The organism is Methylobacterium sp. XJLW, from assembly GCF_003254375.1.
GTDB lineage: Bacteria > Pseudomonadota > Alphaproteobacteria > Rhizobiales > Beijerinckiaceae > Methylobacterium > Methylobacterium fujisawaense.
On the sequence record NZ_CP016429.1, the window covers coordinates 4,846,813 to 4,870,804 of the forward strand.

22 protein-coding genes are annotated in these 23,992 nt (G+C 71.4%); 12 read left to right on the forward strand and 10 right to left on the reverse strand.

Annotated features, from left to right (window positions below; translation table 11 throughout):
- Positions 1–62 precede the first annotated feature (62 nt).
- On the reverse strand, positions 63–1,196 hold the full coding sequence (locus tag A3862_RS22425) for a branched-chain amino acid ABC transporter substrate-binding protein (RefSeq protein ID WP_111474004.1): 1,134 nt from the start codon (positions 1,194–1,196) through the stop codon (positions 63–65).
- 352 nt (positions 1,197–1,548) lie between these two features.
- Between A3862_RS22425 and A3862_RS22430 the strand changes: the two genes are divergently transcribed.
- Complete coding sequence (locus tag A3862_RS22430) at positions 1,549–4,251, forward strand: MGH1-like glycoside hydrolase domain-containing protein (protein ID WP_236961446.1); 2,703 nt, start codon at positions 1,549–1,551, stop codon at positions 4,249–4,251.
- A gap of 33 nt (positions 4,252–4,284) precedes the next feature.
- On the opposite strand, the gene A3862_RS22435 is transcribed toward A3862_RS22430, so the two are convergent.
- Together A3862_RS22435 and A3862_RS22440 are read right to left on the reverse strand one after the other, a co-directional pair.
- Positions 4,285–4,608, reverse strand: coding sequence for a hypothetical protein (locus tag A3862_RS22435; RefSeq protein WP_043356119.1), 324 nt, complete (start codon positions 4,606–4,608; stop codon positions 4,285–4,287).
- A 405-nt stretch (positions 4,609–5,013) separates the two neighbouring features.
- Positions 5,014–5,559 (reverse strand): TetR/AcrR family transcriptional regulator, encoded by a 546-nt coding sequence (locus tag A3862_RS22440; RefSeq protein WP_043379780.1) that lies wholly within the window; start codon positions 5,557–5,559, stop codon positions 5,014–5,016.
- A 163-nt stretch (positions 5,560–5,722) separates the two neighbouring features.
- Here A3862_RS22440 and A3862_RS22445 point away from each other — a divergent pair, with 163 nt between their 5' ends.
- From A3862_RS22445 to A3862_RS22485, 8 genes are all read left to right on the forward strand, one after another.
- Positions 5,723–6,286, forward strand: a complete 564-nt coding sequence (locus tag A3862_RS22445) for a sugar O-acetyltransferase (RefSeq protein ID WP_043756939.1) — start codon at positions 5,723–5,725, stop codon at positions 6,284–6,286.
- Between the two features lie 580 nt (positions 6,287–6,866).
- On the forward strand, positions 6,867–7,907 hold the full coding sequence (tauA, locus tag A3862_RS22455) for a taurine ABC transporter substrate-binding protein (RefSeq protein ID WP_043756937.1): 1,041 nt from the start codon (positions 6,867–6,869) through the stop codon (positions 7,905–7,907).
- Positions 7,904–8,695: a taurine ABC transporter ATP-binding protein gene (locus A3862_RS22460; protein WP_043756933.1), complete on the forward strand. Its 792-nt coding sequence runs from the start codon at positions 7,904–7,906 to the stop codon at positions 8,693–8,695. Before tauA ends, A3862_RS22460 begins: the two co-directional genes overlap by 4 nt.
- On the forward strand, positions 8,692–9,543 hold the full coding sequence (locus tag A3862_RS22465) for an ABC transporter permease subunit (RefSeq protein WP_111474005.1): 852 nt from the start codon (positions 8,692–8,694) through the stop codon (positions 9,541–9,543). The genes A3862_RS22460 and A3862_RS22465 overlap by 4 nt, the downstream gene beginning before the upstream one ends.
- A 199-nt stretch (positions 9,544–9,742) precedes the next feature.
- Entirely contained in the window at positions 9,743–10,342 is a 600-nt protein-coding gene (locus tag A3862_RS22470; protein ID WP_043379521.1) for a PAS domain-containing protein, read from the forward strand.
- A 310-nt stretch (positions 10,343–10,652) separates the two neighbouring features.
- Positions 10,653–11,162: a ferritin-like domain-containing protein gene (locus tag A3862_RS22475; protein WP_043756927.1), complete on the forward strand. Its 510-nt coding sequence runs from the start codon at positions 10,653–10,655 to the stop codon at positions 11,160–11,162.
- Positions 11,163–11,348: 186 nt separating this feature from the next.
- A complete protein-coding gene (locus tag A3862_RS22480; protein ID WP_043756924.1) occupies positions 11,349–11,894 on the forward strand; it encodes a cysteine hydrolase family protein in 546 nt (181 codons plus the stop codon).
- Positions 11,895–12,097: 203 nt separating this feature from the next.
- The gene (locus tag A3862_RS22485) at positions 12,098–12,295 is read left to right on the forward strand and encodes a hypothetical protein (RefSeq protein ID WP_012318739.1); all 198 of its coding nucleotides are present in this window, start codon (positions 12,098–12,100) and stop codon (positions 12,293–12,295) included.
- A gap of 102 nt (positions 12,296–12,397) precedes the next feature.
- On the opposite strand, the gene A3862_RS22490 is transcribed toward A3862_RS22485, so the two are convergent.
- Positions 12,398–13,168, reverse strand: a complete 771-nt coding sequence (locus tag A3862_RS22490) for an SDR family NAD(P)-dependent oxidoreductase (RefSeq protein WP_043756918.1) — start codon at positions 13,166–13,168, stop codon at positions 12,398–12,400.
- Positions 13,169–13,320: 152 nt separating this feature from the next.
- Here A3862_RS22490 and A3862_RS22495 point away from each other — a divergent pair, with 152 nt between their 5' ends.
- Positions 13,321–13,950, forward strand: coding sequence for a TetR/AcrR family transcriptional regulator (locus A3862_RS22495; protein ID WP_043379529.1), 630 nt, complete (start codon positions 13,321–13,323; stop codon positions 13,948–13,950).
- A gap of 301 nt (positions 13,951–14,251) precedes the next feature.
- Here A3862_RS22495 and A3862_RS22500 read toward each other — a convergent pair whose 3' ends face one another.
- From A3862_RS22500 to A3862_RS22520, 5 genes are all read right to left on the reverse strand, one after another.
- Positions 14,252–14,596: a DUF1330 domain-containing protein gene (locus A3862_RS22500; protein WP_043346068.1), complete on the reverse strand. Its 345-nt coding sequence runs from the start codon at positions 14,594–14,596 to the stop codon at positions 14,252–14,254.
- Positions 14,597–14,660: 64 nt separating this feature from the next.
- Positions 14,661–15,353, reverse strand: coding sequence for an orotidine-5'-phosphate decarboxylase (pyrF, locus tag A3862_RS22505; protein ID WP_043379783.1), 693 nt, complete (start codon positions 15,351–15,353; stop codon positions 14,661–14,663).
- Between the two features lie 70 nt (positions 15,354–15,423).
- Positions 15,424–16,041, reverse strand: coding sequence for a uracil-DNA glycosylase family protein (locus tag A3862_RS22510; RefSeq protein WP_043756914.1), 618 nt, complete (start codon positions 16,039–16,041; stop codon positions 15,424–15,426).
- A 137-nt stretch (positions 16,042–16,178) separates the two neighbouring features.
- Entirely contained in the window at positions 16,179–18,374 is a 2,196-nt protein-coding gene (locus tag A3862_RS22515; protein WP_052083599.1) for a xanthine dehydrogenase family protein molybdopterin-binding subunit, read from the reverse strand.
- 50 nt (positions 18,375–18,424) lie between these two features.
- A complete protein-coding gene (locus tag A3862_RS22520) occupies positions 18,425–18,880 on the reverse strand; it encodes a (2Fe-2S)-binding protein (RefSeq protein ID WP_043346072.1) in 456 nt (151 codons plus the stop codon).
- A 284-nt stretch (positions 18,881–19,164) separates the two neighbouring features.
- Here A3862_RS22520 and A3862_RS22525 point away from each other — a divergent pair, with 284 nt between their 5' ends.
- A complete protein-coding gene (locus A3862_RS22525) occupies positions 19,165–20,700 on the forward strand; it encodes a sensor histidine kinase (RefSeq protein WP_043346075.1) in 1,536 nt (511 codons plus the stop codon).
- A gap of 24 nt (positions 20,701–20,724) precedes the next feature.
- Here the strand turns inward: A3862_RS22525 and A3862_RS22530 are convergent, their stop codons facing one another.
- Complete coding sequence (locus tag A3862_RS22530; RefSeq protein WP_043379533.1) at positions 20,725–21,141, reverse strand: EVE domain-containing protein; 417 nt, start codon at positions 21,139–21,141, stop codon at positions 20,725–20,727.
- Positions 21,142–21,387: 246 nt separating this feature from the next.
- Between A3862_RS22530 and A3862_RS22535 the strand changes: the two genes are divergently transcribed.
- Complete coding sequence (locus tag A3862_RS22535; protein ID WP_043756910.1) at positions 21,388–23,754, forward strand: bifunctional diguanylate cyclase/phosphodiesterase; 2,367 nt, start codon at positions 21,388–21,390, stop codon at positions 23,752–23,754.
- Positions 23,755–23,992: the final 238 nt, after the last annotated feature.

Below are 23,992 nucleotides of genomic sequence, written 5' to 3' on the forward strand. Positions count from 1 at the left end.
CTCATCCAATTAGCTGAGACGGCGGCCTCCGGCCCCGACCGGCCTACGGGGTCACCTCGTGCCTACGGGGTCACCTCGTGCCCGGCATAGTCGATCCGGCCGTCCGGCCCCTTGGTCCACGCGTAGATGACGTAGTCGGGCCGGGTGAGGTCGCCCTTCCTGTCGTAGGCGATCGGCCCGACCACCGTGTCCACCGGCTTGCCCTGGTGCAGCCAGTCGGCGAGCGCCTTCCCGTCGCTGGAGCCCGTCTCGGCCATCGCCTTGGCCAGGACCTGCACGGCCGCGTAGGCGTAGAGCGTATAGGCCTCGGGATCGATGCCCCGGGCGTTGAAGGCCGCCACCACGCCCTTGGCGTTCGGGTTCTTGCGGGCATCCGGCGCGAAGGTCATCAGGGTCCCGGCCGCGCCCGGACCGGCGATCTGGACGAATTCCTTGTCGGGGATGGCGTCGCCGCTCATCATGCGGGCGGCGAGGCCCTGATCGCGCATCTGCCGGATGATCAGCCCGGCCTCGGTGTGCACGCCGCCGAAATAGACGACGTCGACATTGGCCGACTTCATCTTGGAGACGAGCGCAGAGTAGTCCTTCTCACCCGGGTTGATGCCCTCGTACAGCACCTCCTTGCCGCCCTTGGCCCTGAACGCCTTCAGCGTCTCGTCGGCCAGCCCCTTGCCGTAGGGCGTCTTGTCGTGGACGAAGGCGATCTTCTGGCCCGGGAAGTGCGCGGCCAGATAGCTGCCCGCCACCGCGCCCTGCTGGTCGTCGCGGCTGCAGGTGCGGAACGTGTTCCACATCCCGCGCTCGGTGAACTTCACGCTCGTGGAGGCCGGCGTGATCTGGATGATGCCGGCGTCGAGGTAGACGTCCGAGGCCGGGATCGTGACGCCGGAATTGTAGTCGCCGACGACCATCTTCACGCCGTCGCTGGCGAACTTGTTGGCCACCGAGACGCCCTGCTTCGGGTCGGAGGCGTCGTCGCCGACCGTGACCGTCAGCGTCCTCCCCTTCAGCGTGCCCGCCTTGTTGAGGTCTTCGACCGCCTGGCTCACGCCGTTCCGGATCTGGGCGCCGAAGGCCGCGTTCGGCCCGGTCATGGGCGCGGCGACGCCGATCTTCACCGGCGCGCCGCCCTCCTGCCCCTGCGCCGCGGTCATGAACAGCAGCCCGGCCAGGCCGGCCCTCAGTAATTGCGTCATCGTTCCCCCAGATGCGGCCGGTCAGATCGCCGACGAACGCTGAGTTCGGACAGATCAACGTGCATCGCCGCGCGTCGAGTCGCAGATCATCCAGACCGATCCTGTCGCTCACCTTGCGCAGGGTCAAGTTTTCCGGGGCGGGCCCGGATGGTCCCGGGCCGGGCCCGCCGCGGGGCCGGCGGACGGGCCCTCACGGAGCCGTGCGGTGGCCGTGCGGGCGGCCGGGTCGGGATGGCGTCAATGATGCATCGGGCCGGCGCATCCGCAGCAAACCGTCGTGACCGATGGCCGCCTCCCATCCCCGCCGCGCCCCCGTCCCCCGCCGTCCGAGACCGCGTCCGGGACGCGGCTGATGGGGCCGCGCGTGGACGAGGATCGTGCCGAGGATCGTGACGACTCCCGGGACGCGTCGGTGGGCTGGGCCGAGCGCCGCCGGATCGCCGAGCAGGGCCGGGGCGACCGGGCGTGGTCGCTCTGGGGGCCCTATCTCAGCGAGCGGCAATGGGGGACCGTGCGGGAGGATTACAGCCCCTGCGGCAACGCCTGGGCCGCCCTGACGCACGAGGACGCCCGCTCGCGCGCCTATCGCTGGGGCGAGGACGGGCTGGCGGGGATCTGCGACGAGCGCGGCAGCCTCTGCCTGGCCCTGGCCCTCTGGAACGGGCGCGACCGCATCCTCAAGGAGCGGCTGTTCGGCCTGACCAACCAGGAGGGCAACCACGGCGAGGACGTGAAGGAGGTCTACCACTACCTCGACGCGGTCCCGAGCCACGCCTACCTGAAGATGCTCTACCGCTATCCGCAGGCGGCCTTCCCGTACGAGGACCTCGTCGGCGAGAACATGCGGCGCGGGCGGGAGCAGCCCGAATACGAGATCGAGGAGACGGGCCTCTTCGACGGGAACCGGTTCTTCGACGTCACGGTGGAATACGCCAAGGCCGACGCCGACGACATTCACGCGGTGATCACCGCGCTGAACCGGGGGCCCGAGGCCGCCGACCTCCACCTCGTCCCGCAGCTCTGGTTCCGCAACACGTGGTCCTGGCAGGCCGGGCAGGCGCGCCCGCGGATCGCCTGCGCCCCCGACGGGGGCGTGATCTGCACGCATGACCGGCTCGGGCCGTACCGGCTCGCCTTCGACGGGATGCCGGACCTCCTGTTCTGCGAGAACGACACCAACCTGCGGCGGCACGGCGGGCAGCCGGACGCCGCCGGGCCGTTCAAGGACGGGCTCCACGCGGCGATCGTCGGCGGCGATCCCGCTTCGGTGCGCCGGGACACGGGCACCAAGCTCGGCCTCCACTACGCGCTGCGGCTGGCGCCTGGGGAAACCGCCCGGATCCGCCTGCGGCTGTCGGCGGGCACGCGCCCCCGGGTGGTCGATGACGGGTCGCTGGTCCGCCGCCGGGTGGCCGAGGCGGACGCGTTCTACGAGGAATTGCAGGACGGCATCGCGAGCCTGGATTCCCGCGCCATCTTCCGCCAGGCCGCCGCCGGCCTGATCTGGTCGAAGCAGCTCTACAGCTACGACGTGCGGCGCTGGCTGGAGGGCGACCCGCTCCAGCCGCCGCCGCCGCGGGGGCGCGCGGGCGGCCGCAACGGCCAGTGGCGCCACTTCGCGGCGGCCGACGTGCTGTCGATGCCTGACACCTGGGAATATCCCTGGTTCGCCGCCTGGGACCTCGCCTTCCACTGCCTGCCGCTCGCCCTGCTGGACCCGGACTTCGCCAAGAAGCAGCTCCTGCTGCTCACCCGCGAATGGTACATGCACCCGAACGGCCAGCTCCCGGCCTACGAGTGGGAGTTCGGCGACGCCAACCCGCCGGTCCATGCCTGGGCCACCTACCGGGTGTTCGAGATCGACCGGGACCGGCGGGGCGGGCGCGGCGACCTCGCCTTCCTGGAAGGCGTGTTCCACAAGCTCCTGATCAACTTCTCCTGGTGGGTGAACCGCAAGGACGCGCAGGGCCGCAACGTGTTCCAGGGGGGCTTCCTGGGGCTCGACAATGTCGGCGTGTTCGACCGCTCGCGCCCGCCCCCGGGCTTCGGGGTGGTGCACCAGGCCGACGGCACCGCCTGGATGGCGATGTACGCGCTCAACATGATGCGCATCGCCCTGGAGCTTGCCCTCCACAACGACGTCTACGAGAGCACCGCCTCCAAGTTTTTCGAGCACTTCCTGCTCATCGCCGAGGCCATGACCGACATGGGCGGCGAAGGGGGCGGCGACGGCTTCGGCCTGTGGGACGAGGCCGACGAATTCTACTACGACGAGGTCGACATCCCCGGCGGCGGGATGCTGCCGCTGCGGGTCCGCTCCATGGTCGGGCTGGTCCCGCTCTTCGCCGTGGAGGTGATCGAGCCCTCCGTGCTCCACCGGCTGCCGGACTTCGCCCGGCGCCTGAACTGGGTTCTGGAGAACCGGCCCCATCTCGCCCAGCTGGTCTCCCGCTGGACCGAGGGCGGCGTGAAGGACCGCAAGCTGCTGTCGCTGCTGCGCGGGCACCGGATGAAGGCCCTGCTGCGCCGCATGCTCGACGAGGCCGAGTTTCTCTCGCCCTACGGCATACGCTCGCTGTCGAAGGTCCACCGCGACGCGCCCTACGTGCTCAACGAGCTGGGCGCCTCCTTCACGGTCCGGTACGACCCGGCCGATTCCACCTCGAACATGTTCGGCGGCAATTCGAACTGGCGCGGGCCTGTCTGGATGCCGATGAACTTCCTGATCGTCGAGGCGCTACGGCGCTTCCATACCTATTACGGCGACGACTTCCGGGTGGAGTATCCGACGGGCTCGGGCGCGATGCTGACGCTCAGCGCCATCGCGGACGCCCTCGAGGACCGGCTGATCGCCCTGTTCGCCAGGGACGAGACCGGCCGGCGGCCCGCCCTCGGGCCCCGCGAGCCGATCGCCCCGGCGCCCGGCGCCGAGGAGCCGCTGCTGTTTCACGAATTCTTCGATGGCGACACCGGCAGGGGGCTCGGCGCCGCGCATCAGACCGGCTGGACGGCGCTGATCATCAACCTGCTGCACGACCGGGCTCGCGCCCGATAGGCGCGCCCGGTCGAGCGGGGTCCGGCGATCCGGTCAGCAGCTCAGACGGCGGCCCTCGCGACGCCCGAACACCCGGTAATGGGCGGCGCCCGATTCCATCTGGCCGTTGGCCACGGCGCGGCGGACATCCGGATTGCAGCGCAGGTATTCCCGCTCGTCGAACCCGTAATTGGCGCGTCCCCGATAATCGTCCCGATCGCGGTAGCCGCGGTCGCGGTCGCGGTAATCGTAGTCGCCGCGATCACGGTAACCGCGACCGCCGTAATCGTCGTAATCGGGGCGCGGCTGTGCCGAGACCGGGCCGACGACGCCCAAGATTCCGAGGCTCACCGCGGCCGCTGCCAGAAACGCCTTCATTGTACCAATCTCCCTTTCGGTGCCTTGAAACGCACAGCGCCACGGATGGTTCGATCGTCCCGGACGTAGCGGCGCGCACCGCAGACCTCCGAGGACGGACCGGGACCATGGCCGCTCTGGCACCGGGGAGCCGCTCGCCAGGGCCGCCCGGGGGCCGCGCGTCGGGGCCGGCCCACCGCCGATCCCGGTCACAGGTAGCGCTTCTCCCGATGCGTCATGGGCGCGGTCAGGCCGCGGATGGCGCGGCCGCCCGGAAGTCTCCGGTGCCGCGCCATCTCCGGAATCCTCGGTCGGGGCTCGCCGCGGGCGGGCAGCTCACGGTGACGGGGAACGGGAGCGGACCTCCTGTCGTGGCTTGCCCGCCGCCGCGCACCGCGGCGTGTCGCGATACGGATGGACCCAGCCCTACCGCACCAGCCGCAGGACGATCGCACGCACCTGTGCCCGATCCGCCGGCTGCGGGTCGACCGAGCGGTGGATCGTCAGGCCCTCGATCATCGCGTCGAGGGCCTTGGCGGTCTCCGGTGCGAAGTGGCGCTCCAGGGCGGCGCGGCTCTTGGCCATCCAGTCCTGCATGACCCGGCGCAGCGGCGGGTTCCGGGCCGCGAAGGCGTAGAGTTCATAGCTCAGCAGCATCGTGCGCGGGCTCGCCCAGGCATCGCTCACGATGAGGTCGACCACGGCCTCGCAGGCCTCGTCGAAGGTCGCGGCCGCGGCGAGCCGGTCGGCGAACCGCGCCGAGACCGTGTCGGCGAGCCCGGTGAACGCCTCGGTCAAGAGCGCGTCCAGGCTTTCGAAATGGTAGGTCATGGAGCCGAGCGGGACGTCGGCCGCCGCCGCGACCCGGCGGTGGGTCGTGCCGGCGACGCCGTACTCGGCGACGACGTCGAGGCTCGCCTGGATGATGCGCGCCCGGCGATCCGGGTCGAAACGACGCTGGGCGGCGGGCACGGGAGCCTCCTCGGATCCGGGATCACGGCCGCCGGGCGGTAGCGCACGCGGCCAGGATGTGTACATATGTACGTATCGTTCGGTTGTGAGATGCCGGTGCTGACGTCCTGTGCGGTCTCGCCGTGCGGGAGCGGGCCGAAGAGGCTGGAGGGGAATCCTCGCCATGACGACAGAGACCATGAAGACTCAGAAGCAGAAAATGCTGGCCGGCGAATTGTACTGCGCCGACGACCCGGACCTGGCCGCCGACAACCGGCGCATCTCGGAATGGATGGACCGCTACAACGCCACGCACACGCGGAGCCAGCCCGAGCGGCAGGCGCTCTTGGAAGAGGCGTTCGCCCGCGTCGGCGCGGGCTGCAACATCCGTCCTCCCTTCCACTGCGACTACGGCTACAACATCAGCCTGGGCCGCGGCGTATTCCTGAATTTTGGATGCTGCATCCTCGACGTGGTATCGGTCACCATCGGCGACATGACCCAGATCGGCACGGCCGTGCAGATCCTGACGGCCGATCATCCCCGCGATCCGGCGCAGCGGCGGCAGATGCTGGAATTCGGCCGCCCGGTGGTGATCGGCGCGAATGTGTGGATCGGCGGCGGCGCCATCATCCTACCCGGGGTGACGGTCGGCGACGACGCGATCATCGGGGCGGGAAGCGTGGTGACGCGCGATGTCCCGCCGGGCGCGACCGTCATCGGGAATCCCGCTCGGCCACGGCCGTGAGGCGAGGAAGCACGGGGGTGCCGCGGGAGGCTGCGATCCGGCCGCTCGGCGGCCGTGCCGATCGGGATCGTGCCGGACATCGCGTCCAGATCGAGCCGCCAGGGACGCCGAGACCCTGGCGCCGGGCGGGGCGGATGTCGGCATCGGTCCGATCGCCCGGCACGGTCCCGCCCAACGCCTGACGCGGTGCGTGGCCGTGCCGGACGATCGCCGCGTGCGGGATCAGTCCGTGTGGATGAGGGCCGCCGGGGCGACCGTTTCGCCGAAGCCGAAATCGGCCAGCCGGTACGAGACCTGTGCGAAGGCGCCGTAACGCGCGGTCCCGAACTCCATCGGGCTGGGCGGCGGCGACGTCAGCCCGCCGCCGGGTACGCCCCCGGCCCAGGCCTCCCCGGAGGATCGTGATGCCGCACGCGGCCTGAGCGGGTCGGGCGCCGTCACGGGGAAGGAGGACGCGCCATGTCCGGCCGGCTTCCCTGTCCAACGGGCAGGTCTCTTGCCTCCGAAGCAAAGCGTGTCGGACCCTCCGGGCGGCTGGCCGGCGCACGTTCGATTCGGCTGCGAGGAGGAAGAACAGGTCATGGCTCGAGAGGGTATGCTCCGCCGGTCGGTTGCAGTGGCGGCGCTGGCAACGCTGGTTCTCGGCCTCCCGGCGCCGGGCCCCGCCTGCGCGGCCGACAAGGAGGTCACCTTCGCCCACCAGGACATGGTGGTGCCGTTCCGGGCGCTGATGGCCTCGGGCGCCCTCGAAAAGGCGACCGGCTACACCGTGCACTGGCGCAAGTTCGGCGGCGGCGGCGACGTGATCCGCGCCATGGCCTCGGGCAGCGTCCAGATCGGCGAGGCGGGATCGAGCCCGATCGCGGCCGCCGCGTCGCAGGGTCTCGATATCCAGCTGTTCTGGATCCTCGACGAGATCGCCGACGCCGAGCAGCTCGTGGCCCGCGCCGGCAGCGGCGTGACGCGCGTGGCCGACCTGCGCGGCAAGACGATCGCCGTGCCGTTCGTGTCGACGGCGCATTACCAGCTGATCGCCGCCCTGGCGGAGGCCGGGCTCGGCCAAGCGGATGTCAGGATCCTCAACATGCGCCCGCCCGAGATCGCCGCCGCCTGGGAGCGGGGCGACATCGACGCGACCTTCATCTGGGATCCGGTGCTCGCCCGGGTGAAGCCATCCGGCACGGTGGTGGTCTCGGCCGGCGACCTCGCCCGCCGGGGCAAGGCGACCTTCGACGGCCTCGTGGTCGACCGCGCCTGGGCGGCCGCGAACCGGGATTTCCTGGTGACGCTCGTCAAGCTGATCGCCGCCCAGGACGCGGCTTATGCCGCCAAGCCCTGGAATGCCGACGCGCCCGAGGTGGCGGCGGTGGCCCGGATCACCGGCTCGGCGCCGGCGCAGGTGCCGGCGAGTCTCGCGGCCTACCGGTTCCCGACCCTCGAGGCGCAGGCCTCCCCGGCCTGGCTCGGCGGTGCCGCCGCCAAGGCCCTGACCGAGACCGCCGCGTTCCTGAAGGCGCAGGGGCGCGTCCAGGCGCTGGCGCCGGATTACGGCCGGTTCGTCACGACGGACGTCGTGGACGCGGCCCGGAAAGGGCCTGTCCCCGGACCGGAGGGCCGATGATCGAGATCCGCAACCTGAGCGTCCGCTACGGACAGGGTGCCGGCGCGGTCGCCGCCCTGTCGCGGATCGACCTGACCATCGGCCCCGGGGAGTTCGTGGTGGCGCTCGGCGCCTCGGGCTGCGGCAAGACCACCCTGCTCTCGGCGATCGCGGGCTTCCTCCCGCCCACCGAGGGTCAGATCCTCCTCGACGGGGCCCCGATCCGGGGCCCGGGGGCCGAGCGGGGCGTGGTGTTCCAGCGCCACGCGCTGATGCCCTGGCTGGACGTGGCCGAGAACGTGGCCTTCGGCCCCAAGATGCGGGGCGTGCCCCGGGCGGAGCGGCAGCGGATCGCCCGCGCGATGCTCGACCTCGTGGGCCTGCCCGACTGCGCCGATCGGAAGGTCTACGAGCTCTCGGGCGGCATGCAGCAGCGGGTCGGCCTCGCCCGGGCACTGGCCGGAGACCCGCGTGTCCTGCTGATGGACGAGCCGCTGGGCGCGCTGGACGCCCTCACCCGCGAGCAGATCCAGGAGCTGATCCTCCGGATCTGGCACCGGACCGGCAAGATGGCCTTCTTCATCACCCACGACGTCGAAGAGGCGGTGTTCCTCGCGACCCGGCTGGTGATCATGAGCCCGAGGCCCGGCCGCATCGTCGAGACGCTGGACCTGCCCTTCTCCCGGGCGGCGGTCGGCGGCCGCGATACGCGGGCCGTGAAGTCGGATCCCGCCTTCATCGCCGTGCGGGAGCGCGTCCTCGAGCGCATCCGCCACGGTGCCGGCGCCCGGCCCGAGGCCGTCCGATGAGCGGGCCGCCCCGCACGGCGCGGGACGCGGCCTCGGGCTCCGCGGCGGATCCGCCGGCGCGCCCCGGACCCCGTCGCCGCGGCGGGATCCCGGTGCCGGCGGTCAGCGTCGCAACCGTGCTCGCGGCCCTCGGCCTCTGGGTGGTCGCCACGGGCGCCGGCTGGGTGAAGCCGCTGTTCCTGCCGCCGCCGGAGGCGGTCCTGTCGGCCTTCGGGCAGGCCTGGCACGGGGCGATCGACGGCGCCCCGCTCGGGATCCACATCCGCGACAGCCTCCTGCGCGTCCTCGGCGCCTTCGGGCTCGCTACCCTGGTCGGGATCCCCGTCGGGCTCGCCATGGGCACGAGCCGGATCGCCCGGGGCATCCTCGACCCGCCGATCGAGTTCTACCGGCCGCTGCCGCCGCTCGCCTACCTGCCGCTGATGATCATCTGGTTCGGGATCGGCGAGCTGTCGAAGGTGCTGCTGATCTTCCTCGCCTGCCTCGCCCCGGTGGCGCTCGCCGCGCGCGCGGGGGTGCGCTCCGCCTCGGTCGACCAGATCAACGCGGCGCGCGCCCTGGGAGCGAACCCCTGGCAGGTCCTGCGCCACGTGGTCGTCCCGGCAGCCCTGCCGGAGATCCTGATCGGCCTGCGGATCGGCATGGGCGTCGGCTGGACCACCCTGGTGGCCGCCGAGATGGTGGCGGCCCAGGCCGGCCTCGGCCAGCTCGTCCTCAACGCGTCCAACTTCCTGCGCACCGACGTGGTGCTGATGGGCATCCTGGTGATCGGCCTGTTCGCGGGCCTGTTCGAGTTCGGGATGCGGTGCCTGGAGCGCGTGCTGGTCCCCTGGAAGGGCAGGGCTTGAGAGGCGACCGACCCGAGCCCACGATCCCGGACGAGGCGCCGATGCGGCGGCGGGGAGGGAATGCCGCAGGTCAATATTGCGCCCTCAACATGCGCACTTAATTGTGTCGCTTGCAGATCCCAACGGAATACGGAGTGTGTACGATCGGAGAGGGCGCGCGGCAGCGGCCGTTTTGGCGATGCGCTCGGGGATGCCACGGATGGCCCAAACGGACGAGGATGTGTCCGAGGCGGCTCTGGTCGCGGCTCTCGAAGCCTCGGGCGGCGTCGGCTTCTGGATGTGGGACATTCTCCGGGACGAGGCGCGGGCCGATCCGGTGAGCGCCCTGCTGTTCAACATCAGCCCGGCCCGGTCGCGGGCCGGCGTCAGCCTCGCCGAGCTCCTGGAGGCCGTCCATCCGGACGACCAGCCGCATATCTCGCAGGTCATCCTGGATTGCGTCCGCACGGGCGGCTCCTACACGGCCGAGTACCGCGTCTGCTCCCCGGAAGGCCGGCTGCGGTGGCTGTTCACCCGCGGGCATTTCTACCTCGATCAGGACGGCCGTCCGTCCACCGGCCGGGGGGTGATCGTCGAGATCTCGGACAGCAAGTCCGCCGGCACAGCCTTCGCGAAGCGCGACGGGGCCACGATCGACGACGCCCTCAGCCGGACCGCCGACCTGTGCCTCTCGCTGCACGACACGGTCTCGCAGCTCCGCGACACCGCCCTGGTGGCGCTGACCGAGACGCTGCTGATCGAGATCGGCCGGCGCCTCGCGGACCGCCAGCGCACCGAGCGCGGCGACGCCCTGCATTGATTGGCCCCCCGTTCCCGTCGAGGCGGCGGCCAGGGCGACGACCGTGGCGCCGGAGCCGCGTCTCCCCATCGACGCCGCCGGCCGGTTGACCCGCGCCGTCAGTCCGGGGCGTCGAGGGCGCGCCCGGCCCCGGAGGGGCGCGCCGGAGGCGGTCGATCCGGAACCGCGCTGGTCCGGATCCCGGCACGGCGCAGGACAGGCTCGATCGGCGCCTCCTCCTGCGACCTTCCGACCGGAACTTGGCCGCGCGGCGCCTGTGTTTGCTGGTTGAACGAGCCATCAGGCTCGCAACTGCTACGAGGCAAACGCCATGACCATGGACGTCCGCGAGATCTACGTCACGGCCCTGAAGAATACCCATGCGGTGGAGATGCAGGCGCTGCAGATCATGGAGCGGCAGGTCGAGCGCCTGGAGCGCTACCCCGAGATGGAACAGGCCCTGCGCCGCCACATCGAGGAGACGCACGGGCAGCGCCAGCGCCTGGAGGAGGCGCTCCAGAGCCTGGGCGACAGCCCCTCGGCCCTCAAGGAGGGCTTCCTGGGCTTCGTCGGGAACATGATGGCGCTCGGTCACACCCCGGCCCAGGACGAGATCCTGAAGAACACCTACGCCAACCACGCCTTCGAGAATTTCGAGATCGCCGCCTACGAGTCGCTGCTCACGATCAGCGACGCCGCCGGACAGCAGGGACACCGGAGCGCCTTCGAGCAGTCGCTCAAGGAGGAGCAGGCCATGGCGGATGCGGTGCGCAAGCTGATCCGTCCGATCACGGAGCGCTACCTCTCCCTGACGGTGTCCGGCGCCAAGGCCGATCGCTGACGTCGCGCCGCCCCGCCCGAAGCGGGGCGGGGACGGCCGCGTCCGACGACCCTCACACCAACGCCGACCCGGCCTGATTGCGCGCACATGGACACTGGAAGCGGTCGATCGACGAACGCTCCCCGGCCGGAGGGGAAAGCCTCCGGAGGGGCCCTGGGGACGGGTTGCGTCCATCTCTGCATCGACATGCAGCGCATGTTCGCCGAGCCCACCGACTGGCAGACCCCGTGGATGAACCGCGTCCTGCCGCAGGTGTGCCGCCTCGCGGCGGCGCATCCGGAGCGGACCATCTTCACCCGCTTCATCCCGGCCGCCCGGCCGGGCGAGGGCCGCGGCACCTGGGCGACCTACTCGCAGCGTTGGGCCGCCATGACCCGGGAGCGCCTCGACGCCGGCATGATCGACCTCGTCCCGGATCTCGCCCGGCTGGTCCCGCCCGCGGAGGTCGTCGACAAGACCGTCTATTCGCCCTGGCTCGAGACCGGCCTCGACGCGCGCCTGCGGGCGCGCGCTGTCGATACGCTGATCGTCACCGGCGCCGAGACGGATGTCTGCGTGCTGGCCGCCGTGCTCGGCGGCGTCGATCTCGGCTACCGGATCGTGCTGGCCACCGACGCCCTGTGCAGCTCCTGCGACGCGGCGCACGACGCCCTCCTGCTGATGTACCGGATGCGTTACGGCCACCAGGTCGAGACCATGACGACCGCCGAGATCCTCGATCTCTGGCACTGACCCGGCCCGCCGCCCTCCGGACAGGGCCGAACATTCGCACCGTAATAGCCAAGCTCAGGCGAGATCTGCGCGAGCCGTCCGCGACCATCCCGGCTCTCGAACACTCGATCCGTGCGCCGCCGCACGCGAAAAACAGTCGCGCCGCGCGAACCAGCGGCCTGCGCGACCGTTATGATCCTGAACACGGTCCCGGAGGAAAGGTTATGGCCAAGCACGAGATCCTCGGCTACTTCGAGCACCGCCGCGACGGGGCCTGGGTCTGCGTCCGTCCCTTCACCCTGACCACCCGGGATGCCAGCGTCGACATCCGCCAGGGGATGCGCTTCGACTACGGCAAGCGTGTCGGGGGCGTCGACCTGGCCGAGTACCTCGAGCGGCTGGGCTCGCAATTCGGGTCCTGAGGGCCTGCCCGAGGGCTTGGTGGCACCACCGGCAGCCCCGGCGCCGGTCAAAAATGTCTCGACGCGGCGCCGGACCTTGAGCCCAGCGCCGCGCTTCGTCGTTCAGGCGCCACCCCACTGCATCGTCAAGCCGCCATCGACCACCAGAGTGTGGCCGGTGACATAGGCCGCGGCATCCGAGGCCAGATACAGGATCGCTTGAGCGATCTCCTCCGGCTGGCCGGCCCGATGCCACGGGATCCGCTCCAGGGACTGGTCCAGAACCTCCGACCGCTCGAACCGGTCCGCGGTCATCGGCGTCTCGATCAGGCCCGGGGCGACATTGTTGACGTTGATCCGGTCCTCGGCGAGTTCCCGCGACAGGGAGCGGCAGAGGGAGCCGAGCCCCGCCTTCGACATCCCGTAGGGCGCGCTCTCGGGGGTGGGCAGGTGCTGGGCCACGGAGGAGACGAACACGATCTTGCCGTTCCCGCCCTGCGCTCGGCGCATCTTGATGAAGGGGCGCGCACAGAACAGCGGTCCCATGAGGTTCACCCGCAGGATCCGCTCCAGGACCGCGTCGTCCATCTCGGCGACCGGTATCCCGCTCATGGCCTGTCCGGCATTGGCCACGAGGATGTCGAGGGTGCCGAGCTCGCTGCCGATACGGTCGAAGGCCGCCGTGACGGCCGCCGGATCGCCGACATCGAGCTGGAGCACCAGGGCCCGGCGGCCCGCGGCCTCGACCCGCGCGGCGGTCTCGCGGATGCCGTCCGCGTCGCTGTGATAGGTGATCGCAACGTCGGCGCCTGCCCGGGCGAGCAGTTCCGCCGTCGCCTGCCCGATGCCGGAATCGGCCCCGGTGACCAGGGCACGGGTGTCGGTGAAGCTCATCGGGACTCTCTCGCTGGCACCGCCATGGCGGCCGGATGCGGGGGCAATGGGTGTCGCCGGGGCGGGTTCCGGGCGCGCGCACCGGCCGCAGGGGAACCCGATCCGGGTTCGCGTCTTTGACGCCCCACGGCCGCATGGCCTAGTGAGGACGCATGTCCCTGGACGAAACGCCCCACGCGATCGCAGAGGAGTGCGCGCCCGACACGCGGAGCCGCATCCTGGCGACGGCGGGCACGTATTTCCGCGAGATCGGCTATCAGAAGACGACCGTGGCCGACATCGCCCGGACGCTCAAGATGAGTCCGGCCAACGTCTACCGGTTCTTCGAGTCGAAGAAGGCGATCAACGAGGCGGTGCTGGAGCGGCTGATCGGCGAGAGCGAGGCGGTGATCTCGGAGATCGCCGACCGGCCGGGCCTCGACGCCACCGCGCGCCTCGTGGCGGCGATCGAGACCCTGCATCGCGACTGCACCCGCCGCTGCGAGACGTTTCCCCGCCTGCACGAGATGATCGAGGCGGCGATGGTGGAGAGCTGGGACGTCTGCCGTCATCACGTGGCCCGGATCACCGCCGGGTTCGAGCGGATCATCCGCGAGGGGGTGGCCCGGGGCGAATTCGAGGCCGCCGATCCCGTCGAGGCGGCCGCCTGCATCCACGCCGCCATCGCCCGCTACACCCATCCGCTGCTGGTGGGCAGCTCCAGTCTTCAGCCGGTGCCGCCCGTGGCCGCGATGACGGCCTTCCTGCTGCGAAGCCTCGCGCCGCGGAGGCCGCTGTCGTAGCGCGACCGGACGAGATCCGGGATCGTCGCCGGCGGCATCGCGGCCGCCCCGGAGGACCCGCCTCCATGGTCCCGCTCTGACGGTCGGTCCAACGTCGGCATTCCGCCCCCCGCCCCACAGGGGCGAAGCGGCGCGCCGGGACAGTGGCGATCGCCAGCGCGGACACCGCGCCGCCGGATGCGATGGCGGCCGGGGACGACACCTCCGTCATTCCCCGACTGCGCGCAGGCCCCGAAATCCAGAGCCCCGTCCGGTGCCCGGCTCGGCCGCGCGAGACCCCGCGTGGCCCCTTCGCTGCGATCTACTCGGAAGCCGGACCGGCCTCCGGCGCCGGCTCGGAGGCGCTCGGCTGCGGGCCGTCATAGCCCTCGATCACCAGGATCTCGGCCTCGACGCCGCCGCGCTGCTTGGCCTTGGCCGCCTGGTAGAGGTCGGAGTTCCAGCAGGCGAGGGCATCGGCATAGCTCGGGAACTCGATCACCACGTTGCGGGATCGGGCCGGCCCCATCACCGCCTCGTGGGCGCCGCCGCGCACGAGGAAGCGACCGCCGAACTTGGCGAAGGCGGCACCGTTGGCCGCCACGTACGCCTTGTAGGCCTCCGCGTCGCGGACATCGACCCGCGCGATCCAGTAGCCCTTCGTCATGCTGCGTCTCCTGCCTTGCGGAGCGAAGTGGATCCGATCGGCGCGAAGGCAATCCCGGTCCGGTTCAGGCGAGTTCCGTCACGATCGCCTGCGCCACCGCGCGGGGGTCGGCGGCGCCGGTGATCGGGCGCCCGACCACCACATGGTCGATCCCGACCTTTCGGGCATCGCCGGGGGTCATCACCCGCTTCTGGTCGCCGGCCTCGGTGCCCGCCGGGCGGATGCCCGGAGTGACGATCAGCCGGTCCGGGCCGACGATGCGCCGGACCGAGCCCGCCTCGGCAGCCGAGCAGACGAGGCCGTCGATGCCGATCTCGGCGGCCTGGGCGGCGCGCTTGGCGACGAGCTCCGCCACCGGCAGGCCGTAGCCGGCCTCCGCGGCGTCGGCATCGTCGTAGGAGGTGAGCACCGTCACGGCGAGGATCTTGAGCCCCGCGCCCCGGCCGCGGACCGCCGCCCGCATGGTCTGCGGGTAGGCGTGGACGGTGAGGAAGGTGGCGCCGGAGCCCGAGGCCGAGCGCACGCCCTCCTCGACGGTGTTGCCGATGTCGTGGAGCTTCAGGTCGAGGAAGACCTTGAGGCCGCGGGCCGCCAGCCGCTCGGCCAGCGCGAGGCCGCCCGCGTAACCCAGCTGGTAGCCGATCTTGTAGAAGGTCGCGGCGTCGCCGATCCGGTCGATCAGCGCCTCGGCCGCCTGCACGCTCGGCAGGTCGAGGGCCACGATCAGGCGGTCGCGGGGGTCGGCAATCTCGGTCATCGGGGCGTCCTTCGGGGTCGCGGCAGCGATTCCGCGGAACGCCCGCGAGGTCAATGCCGGCATCGCCGCCTCACCCCGCCATCACCCGCACCACCTCGGCCCGCAGCACCGGCAGCAATTCCGCCTCGAACCAGGGCTCGCGCTTCAGCCAGCCGTTGTTGCGCCAGGACGGGTGGGGCAGGGGGAGCACCCGGGGGCGCCGGGGCTCGGCGAGGATCTCCCGCCAGCGGCGCACCGTGCCGGTGAGCCCGCCCTCCATCCGTCCGAGATGCCAGCCTTGCGCGTACTGGCCGATCACCAGGATCAGTTCGAGGTCGGGCAGGCCGGAGAACAGCTCCGCCCGCCAGCGCTCGGCGCATTCCCGGCGCGGCGGCCGGTCGCCGCCCTTGGCGTCTAGGCCGGGGAAGCACGATCCCATCGGCACGATGGCGACCCGGGCCGCGTCGTAGAACTGCGCTTCGTCGAGGCCGAGCCAGGACCGCAGCCGCACGCCCGACGGGTCGGTGAACGGCTGGCCCGTGCGGTGGGCGCGCGTGCCGGGCGCCTGGCTGGCGATGCACAGGCGGGCCGTGGCCGAGCCCTGCACGATCGGCCGGGGCTCCTGGGGCAGGGGCGGACCGTAGAGCGGGCTGTCCCGGCAGAGGCGGCAGGCGCGCAGGCGCGCGGCGGTGTCGTCGAAGGCGGGCATGCCCCGGAGATGGCGCATCGGCGCAGAAAAAAGAAACGGCGCGGTGTCGCGCCGCGCCGTCTTCAGTCGGGTCTCTTGCCTTGGGGGGAAGGCCTCTCCTCCCTACGCCGAACCGGGCCGGTGGAACGTGCGATTCCTCACGCGCCCTTCACGCCCGAGAGGTCGAGAGGCAGGGAGCGCAGGCGCCGGCCGGTGGCGGCGAAGACCGCGTTGGCGATCGACGGCCCGAGCACAGGCACGCCCGGCTCGCCGATCCCGGTGGGCGCCACCTGGCTCGGCACGATGTGAACCTCGACCGTCGGCATCTCGCTCATCCGGGTCGGCGCGTAGGCGTCGAAATTGTGCTCCTGCACCTGCCCGTCCTTGAGGGTGATGCGGTTGCGCAGCACCGACGACAGGGCGAAGCCCACCGCACCCTCGACCTGCGCGCGGATCACGTCCGGGTTGACCGGAACGCCGACATCCACCGCCGCCACGATCCGGTTCACCCGGACCGCGTTCTCCTGAGCGGTGACGTCGGCGACCATGGCGACGTACGAGCCGAAGGATTCGTGGACCGCGACCCCGAGGCCGCGGCCCGGATCCTGCGGCCTGGCGCTCCATCCGGCCTTCTCGGCGGCGAGCTTCAGCACGCCGGACAGCCGCGGCGCCTGGGTCAGGAGGGAGAGCCGGTAGGCCACCGGATCGACGTTGGCGGCATGGGCCAGCTCGTCGATCATCACCTCCATCACGTGGGCCGTGTGGGTGTGGCCGACCGAGCGCCACCAGAGCACCGGCACGCCCTCGCGGCCGTTATGGACGCCGAACCGGTAGGCCGGCAGCGCGTAGGGCGTGTCGGAGGCGCCCTCCACGGTGGTGGAATCGATCCCGTTCTTGACGATCATCGCCTCGAAGGGCGAGCCGATCATGATCGACTTGCCGACCATGACGTGGTCCCAGCCGACCACCGCGCCCTTGGCGTCGATGCCGGCCCGGACCTTGTGCAGCACGGTCGGGCGGTAATAGCCGCCGGCCATGTCGTCCTCGCGGGTCCAGACGAGGTGCACGGGGGCCTTCTCGCCCGACGCCTTCAGAACCGTCGCGGCTTCGGCGAGGTAGTCGGCGGTGGGGGTCGCCCGGCGGCCGAAGGAGCCGCCGGCCCAGTTGCTGTGGAGGCGCACCCGGTCGGGCGTCACCCCGAGGATCGCCGCCATCGTCGCCTGCTCGACGGTCTGGAACTGGAAGCCCGCGTAGACGTCGTAGCCGCCGTCGGCCGCCCGCTCGATCGTGGCGTTCAAGGGCTCCATCGCCGCATGGGCGAGGTAGGGGAAGGTGAACTCGGCCTCGACGACCTTGGCGGCCCCTCTCAGCGCCGCCTGCGGGTCGCCGCGCTCGGAGGCCGTGAGGCCGGGGCCCTTGGCCCGCTCACGGTACTCCGCGAGGATCGCGTCGGACGAGCGGGTCTCGGCGGTGCTGTCGTCCCAGGCGACGGTAAGCGCCTCGCGGCCCTTCATGGCCGACCACGTGTCGCGGGCGATCACCGCCACGCCGGTGGGCACCTGCACCACGTCGAGGACGCCGGCGACCTTGCGGGCGGCGGCGGCATCGAAGCTCTTCACGGTGGCGCCGAAACGCGGTGCCCGGGCCACGACCGCGGTGACCTGGTTGGGGCGGCGGATGTCCAGCGAGTAGATCGCCGTGCCGTTGGTCTTGGCCACGGAATCGAGGCGCGGGATCGTCTGGCCGATCAGCCGCCACTCGCTCGAATCCTTGAGCCGCGGCTCGGAGGGGACCGGCAGGGAGGCGGCCGAGGCGGCGAGTTCCCCGAACCGGGCCTGCCGGCCGGAGGGCGCGTGGCGCACGATGTTGTCGGCGACCGTGATCTCCGAAACCGGCACCTTCCAGCGGAAGGCGGCTTCGGCCATCAGCATCTCGCGGGCGGCCGCGCCCGCCTTGCGCAGCTGGAACCAGGAATTGGCCACCGCGGTGGAGCCGCCGGTGCCCTGGATCGGGCCCATCAGGCTGTTGTTGTAGAGCGTCGCATCCGCGGGGGCGAATTCGGTGCGGACCTTGGACCAGTCGGCGCCGAGCTCGTCGGCCAGGATGGTGGCGAGGCCGGTCGTGTTCCCCTGGCCCATGTCGAGGTGCTTGATCACCACCGTGACGGTGTCGTCGGCGCCGATCCGCACGAAGGCGTTGGGCTGCGCCTTGACGTCGGCGAGGTTCGGGCCGGATGCCGCGCGGGCGGATTTCGGGTCGAGCCGGAACGCGACCACGAGGGCGCCGGCGCCGGCGAGCAGGCCGCGGCGGCTGGGACGGGCGGGCAGGGGATTCGGTCGACGGGCGTTCAGCATGGCGGCGAGGCTCCGGTCGGGACCGCGGGGAAGGTGAGGCGTCAGGCCGATCAGGCGAGGCTGCGCGCGGCTTCGTGAATCGCCGCGCGGATGCGCTGGTAGGTGCCGCAGCGGCAGATGTTGCCGTCCATGGCGCCGTCGATGTCGGCGTCGCTGGGCTTGGCGTTGCCCGAGAGCAGGCCGATCGCCGACATGATCTGGCCGGACTGGCAGTAGCCGCACTGGACCACGTCGAGCTTGCGCCACGCCGCCTGGACGGCCTCGGCCACGCGGCCCGACACGCCCTCGATGGTCGTCACCTGCGCGGTGCCGACATCGCCAAGCCGCGTCTGGCAGGACCGGACCGGCTGCCCGTCGAGATGGACCGTGCAGGCGCCACACTGCGCGATGCCGCAGCCGTACTTGGTGCCGGTGGCGTCGAGCCGGTCGCGCAGCACCCAGAGCAGGGGCATGTCGGGGTCGGCGTCGACCGCGTGCGTGACACCGTTGACGGTGAGATTCGGCATGGTCGGCGACCCTTTCTCGACGCGGGCATCCGGGCAGCCCGGATCACGGCGTGCGGCCTCGCACGGGTAAGCGAGCACGCACCTTTAAATAGCGAGCCCATGCCCGGACACGATGTGCGGCACCGCACTTCAATCCGGCGGCGGCACAGCCTCGATACAGCCCCCGATGCTTAAGATTGAAGGGATGCCGGCAGCCGCTTCTTAACACATCCGCCTCATCTTTACGGCGTGCTTCCCAGCCACCGCCGCCCGTCCGCGGAATCGAGCCGAGTTTCAAGACGCGCATGCCCGATCTCACCGTCGAGATGGTCCAGCGCGGTCGCGGCCCCTCGACGGAGGAGGCGGCGCGCCGCCTCGGGGTCGCCCGGGAAATCCGCTCGGCCCGCGAGAAGCTGACCTCGCAAACCGGCCTGGAGCGGGCCTTCGACTACGAGCTGCTGCGCCACTACGCCCAGTACCGGGCCGGCGCGGGCATCCCGCTGGTGGGATTCGCGGCGGCGCTCGCCACGGCGGCGACCTTCTGGATCGCGCCGCCGGTGGCGGCGGCCTGGGCGCTCGGCGTGTTCCTGATGATCACGCTCAACACCACCTTGAGCCGGCGCTTCCTCCGCGCCGACCCGGCGACGATCCCGCTCGCCCGCTGGCGCAGGCGCTTCCTGATCGGCGAGGTGCTGCAGAGCCTGTCGTGGTCCGCGATGATCGGGCTCGGCACCACCGGCGGCTGGACCTTCGCGCTGTTCGGCCTCGTCATCGCCTCCGCCGTCACCACCATGCTGGCCGCGACGGTGCCGCTGGCCGCCATCGCCGCCCTGGTGCCGCTGGCGCTCGCCACCGTGTCCCTCGCCGCCTTCTCCCGCGGGATGGACCTGCTGATGCTGGTGGTGATGGCCGGCGGCGCGCAGGTCTTCTTCCTCGGCCTCTCCCGCCGCCTCTACACCTCGACGGTGGGCGCCCTGCGCTCCCGGGCCGAGAAGGACGCGGTGTTCGGCGAGCTGGAACAGGCCAAGGCCAATTCCGACGAGGCCCGCCGCCGGGCCGAAGAGGCCAACCTCGCCAAGTCGCGCTTCCTCGCCACCATGAGCCACGAGCTGCGGACGCCGCTCAACGCCATCCTGGGCTTCTCGGAAGTGATGAAGAACGAGGTGTTCGGCACCCACACGGCGCCGTCCTATCGGGAATACTCGCACGACATCCACGACAGCGGGATGCATCTCCTGAACCTGATCAACGAGATCCTCGACCTGTCGCGGATCGAGGCGGGGCGCTACGAACTCAACGAGGAGCCGGTGCAGCTCGCCCACGTGGTGGAGGAGTGCCGCCACATGATGGGCCTGCGGGCCAAGGCCAAGAACCAGACGTTCCACGATCTCGTGGACGGCTCGCTGCCGCGGCTCTGGGCGGACGAGCGGGCGCTCCGCCAGATCGTGCTGAACCTCCTGTCGAACGCCGTGAAGTTCACGCCGCCGGGCGGCGAGATCTGGCTGAAGGTCGGCTGGACCGCGTCGGGCGGCCAATACGTCTCGGTGAAGGACAGCGGCCCGGGCATCCCGGAAGACGAACTGGGCACGGTCCTGTCCTCGTTCGGGCGCGGCTCCCTGGCGATCAAGACCGCCGAGCAGGGCTCTGGGCTGGGCCTGCCGATCGTGAAGGGCCTGGTGGAACTGCATGGCGGGCAGTTCCAGCTGTCCTCCAAGCCGCGCGAGGGCACCGAGGTGGTGGTGACGCTGCCAGCCTCCCGGGTCATGGACACGCTGCCGGCCGTCGAGGTCGAGCCGGAGGTGGTGGCCCCCGCGCGCAGTCCCCTCAACCGCGCGGCGTGACCCGCGCCTGTCGGGCCGCCCCGCTCAGTCGAGGCCGCCGAGCACACGGATCCGGGCCCATTCGGCTTCGGTCACCGGCTGCACCGACAGGCGGGAATTGTTGACCAGCACCATGTCGGCCAGGGCCGGATCGGCCTTGATCGCCTCGAGCGTCACAGGGCGGGGCAGCGCCCGCACGGCCTTGACGTCGACCATGCCGAAGCGGCCGGTCTCGTCCGTGTGATCGGGATAGTAGGGGCGGATCACCGCCACGATGCCGACCACCGCCTTGCCCTCGTTCGAGTGGTAGAAGAAGCCTTGCTCGCCGACCTGCATGGCCATCAGCTGCTTCTTGGCGAGGTGGTTGCGCACGCCGTTCCAGTACGTGCCGGCCTCACCGGCCGCGACCTGCTGGTCCCACGACCAGGTCGCGGGCTCGGATTTGAACAGCCAGTACGCCATCGCTGAAGGTCCCGCGGACCGCCCGGCCGGGCGGCATGCCCCGCCATAGCCCAGCTTCGGCCTCCGGGAACAGGCCAGCGCCGCGCCCGGCGCGCTCGGCGCGCTCGGCGCACCGAGGGCCGGCGCATGAGACGTCGTTAAAGATCAGTAAAATCTCGCTTATCGAGGGATGCTGTTGGCTGAATATTAAATTCTGGATGCCAAACGTGGCATAAGAGCATCTCTTAATAATCTCCGGTTGCATACATGCTGTCACTGGTCGGCTGCTTCGCCGGAGAGCACAACTTCTGGCTGGTGGTCCTGGCGGCACTCGTCTGCACGCTGGCGAGTGCGACGGCGCTGGAACTCCTCATCCATGCCGGCCGGGCCGGCGGCCGCAACCGCTACATCTGGCTCACCGTGGCCGCCGCCGCCGGCGGGTCGGGGATCTGGGCGACGCATTTCCTGGCGATGCTCGCCTTCGAGCCCGGGCTGCCGTCGGGGTACGGCGTCGGGCTGACCCTCCTCTCCTACGTCGATGCCGTGGCGATCACCGGGCTCGGCTTCGCCCTGGCCACGACCGGCCGGAGGATCCAGGCGGCGCTCGGCGGCGCCGTGGTGGGGTGCGGCATCGCGGTGATGCACTATACCGGCATGGCCGCCTTTCAGGTGCCGGGACACCTTGTGTGGAATCCCGTCCCGGTCGTGATCTCGGTCGGGCTCGCAGCGGCGTTCGGCGCCGCCGCCCTGGTGGTCGGGCTGTCGGCCACCACGGTCCGGGGCCGGTTCGGCGGCGGCGCGCTGCTGATCCTGGCGATCTGCGGCCATCATTTCACCGGCATGGCCGCCGTGACCATCCTGCCGGACCCCACCGTGGAGATCCACGCGAGCGCCATCCGCACCGCCTGGCTCGCCGCCGCGGTGGCGGCGGCGAGCTTCCTGATCCTGCTGCTCGCCGGGGCTGCCCTGGTGCTCGACCTGCGGGACCGCAAGCGTGCCGAGTTCGAGCGTGAGCGGCTGCGCAGCCTCGCCAACGCGGCGGTGGAGGGTCTCGTCGTCTGCCGCGGCGGCGAGATCGTCAGCGCCAACGAGGCCTTCGCCCGGCTCGCCGGCACCGGGGCCTCCAACCTCGTGGGCACGAACCTGGCCCTGTACCTGCCGGGCGTCGCCACCGGGGCCGGAACGGTCGACCAGCCCCTCGAGGCCGACCTCGTCCCGGCGAGCGGCGGCACGATCCCCGTGGAGGTGATCATGCGTCCCGTCGCCGAGTACGGGCGCCTGCCGCACCACGCCGTGGCGGTGCGCGACCTGCGCGCCCGGCGCCGGGCCGAGAGCGAGATCCATTACCTCGCCCACCACGACGCGCTCACGGGGCTGGCCAACCGCACGAGCTTCCACGCGCGGCTGGAGCGGGAGATCCGCGCCGCGGACGCCCAGGGCGGCCGCCTCGCCGTGTTGTGCCTGGACCTCGACCGCTTCAAGGAGGTCAACGACCTGTTCGGACACGCAGCCGGCGACGCGATGCTGCGCGATCTCGCCCTCCGGGCCGGCGGCCTCCTCGACGCGAAACAGCTGATGGCCCGGCTGGGCGGCGACGAGTTCGCCATCCTGACGCCGCAGGCGGAGGGGTCCGCCGAGCGGCTGGCCGAGCGGATCCTGTCCACCCTGGCCGCGGTGCCGGCCGCCTCCGGCCCGGTGATCGCCACCAGCATCGGCATCGCGGTCTATCCCGACGACGCCGCGGACCAGCGTGCGCTCCTGAGCCACGCCGACGCCGCCCTGTACCGGGCCAAGAACGAGGGGCGCGGCACCTTTCGGCGCTACGACGCCAGCATGGGTGCGCAGATCCGCGACCGGCGGCAGCTGGAGCACGACCTGCGCCACGCGGTGACCCGGGGGGAGCTGGAGCTCGTCTATCAGCCGCAGAGCGAGATCGGCACCGGCGTGGTGACGGGCTTCGAGGCGCTGCTGCGCTGGCGCCACCCCACCCGGGGCAGCATCCCCCCGGCCGTGTTCGTGCCGATCGCCGAGGAGACCGGGGCGATCCTGGAGATCGGGGCCTGGGTGCTGCGGGAGGCCTGCCGGGCGGCGGCCAGCTGGCCGAACCCTCTGGCGATCGCCGTCAACGTCTCGGCGGTGCAGCTCCACAACCCGCACTTCGTCCAGTTCGTCCACGGGACCCTGTTCGAAGCTAGCCTGAAGGCGGAGCGCCTCGAGATCGAGATCACCGAGACCGCGCTGATCCGGGATCCGGCCCGGGCGCTCCTCACCCTGCGCCAGCTCAAGGCGCTCGGCGTGCAGATCGCCATGGACGATTTCGGCACCGGCTATTCCTCGCTGTCGAACCTGCGCGCCTTCCCGTTCGACCGGATCAAGATCGACGGCTCGTTCATCAAGGCGGTCCACAGCAACCCGCAGGGGGCCGCGATCGTGCGCTCCGTGCTGGGGCTGGGTCGGGGTCTGGGGCTCGCCGTGGTGGCGGAGGGCGTGGAGACCGCCGAGGAGCTGTCCTTCCTGGCGCAGGAGAACTGCACCCTCGCCCAGGGTTATCTGCTGGGCCGACCCGAGCCGATCGCGCGCTTTTCCACCCACACCCACGGCGCGGCGCCGGACCGGGCGGCCGCCGTGGCCTGAGGCGCATCGGGCCGGTCGCCTCACCTCGAAGAGGGGCGGCCCCGGCGCCGGCTCATCCCGGCGGAGGTGGTCGATGGCGGCCCCGCGGTCGGGCTGCCGACGCTGTCGCGGGTCCGATCCGCGATCCGGGGAGGCGCTCCGCGCAGCGCCCCCGGCCCCGTCGTCGACAGCCACGCGCCCAGAGGGCCGAGCCCCTGGGCGGCGGATCGGGGCGGAGCCGTGACGGATCACGCAGGGC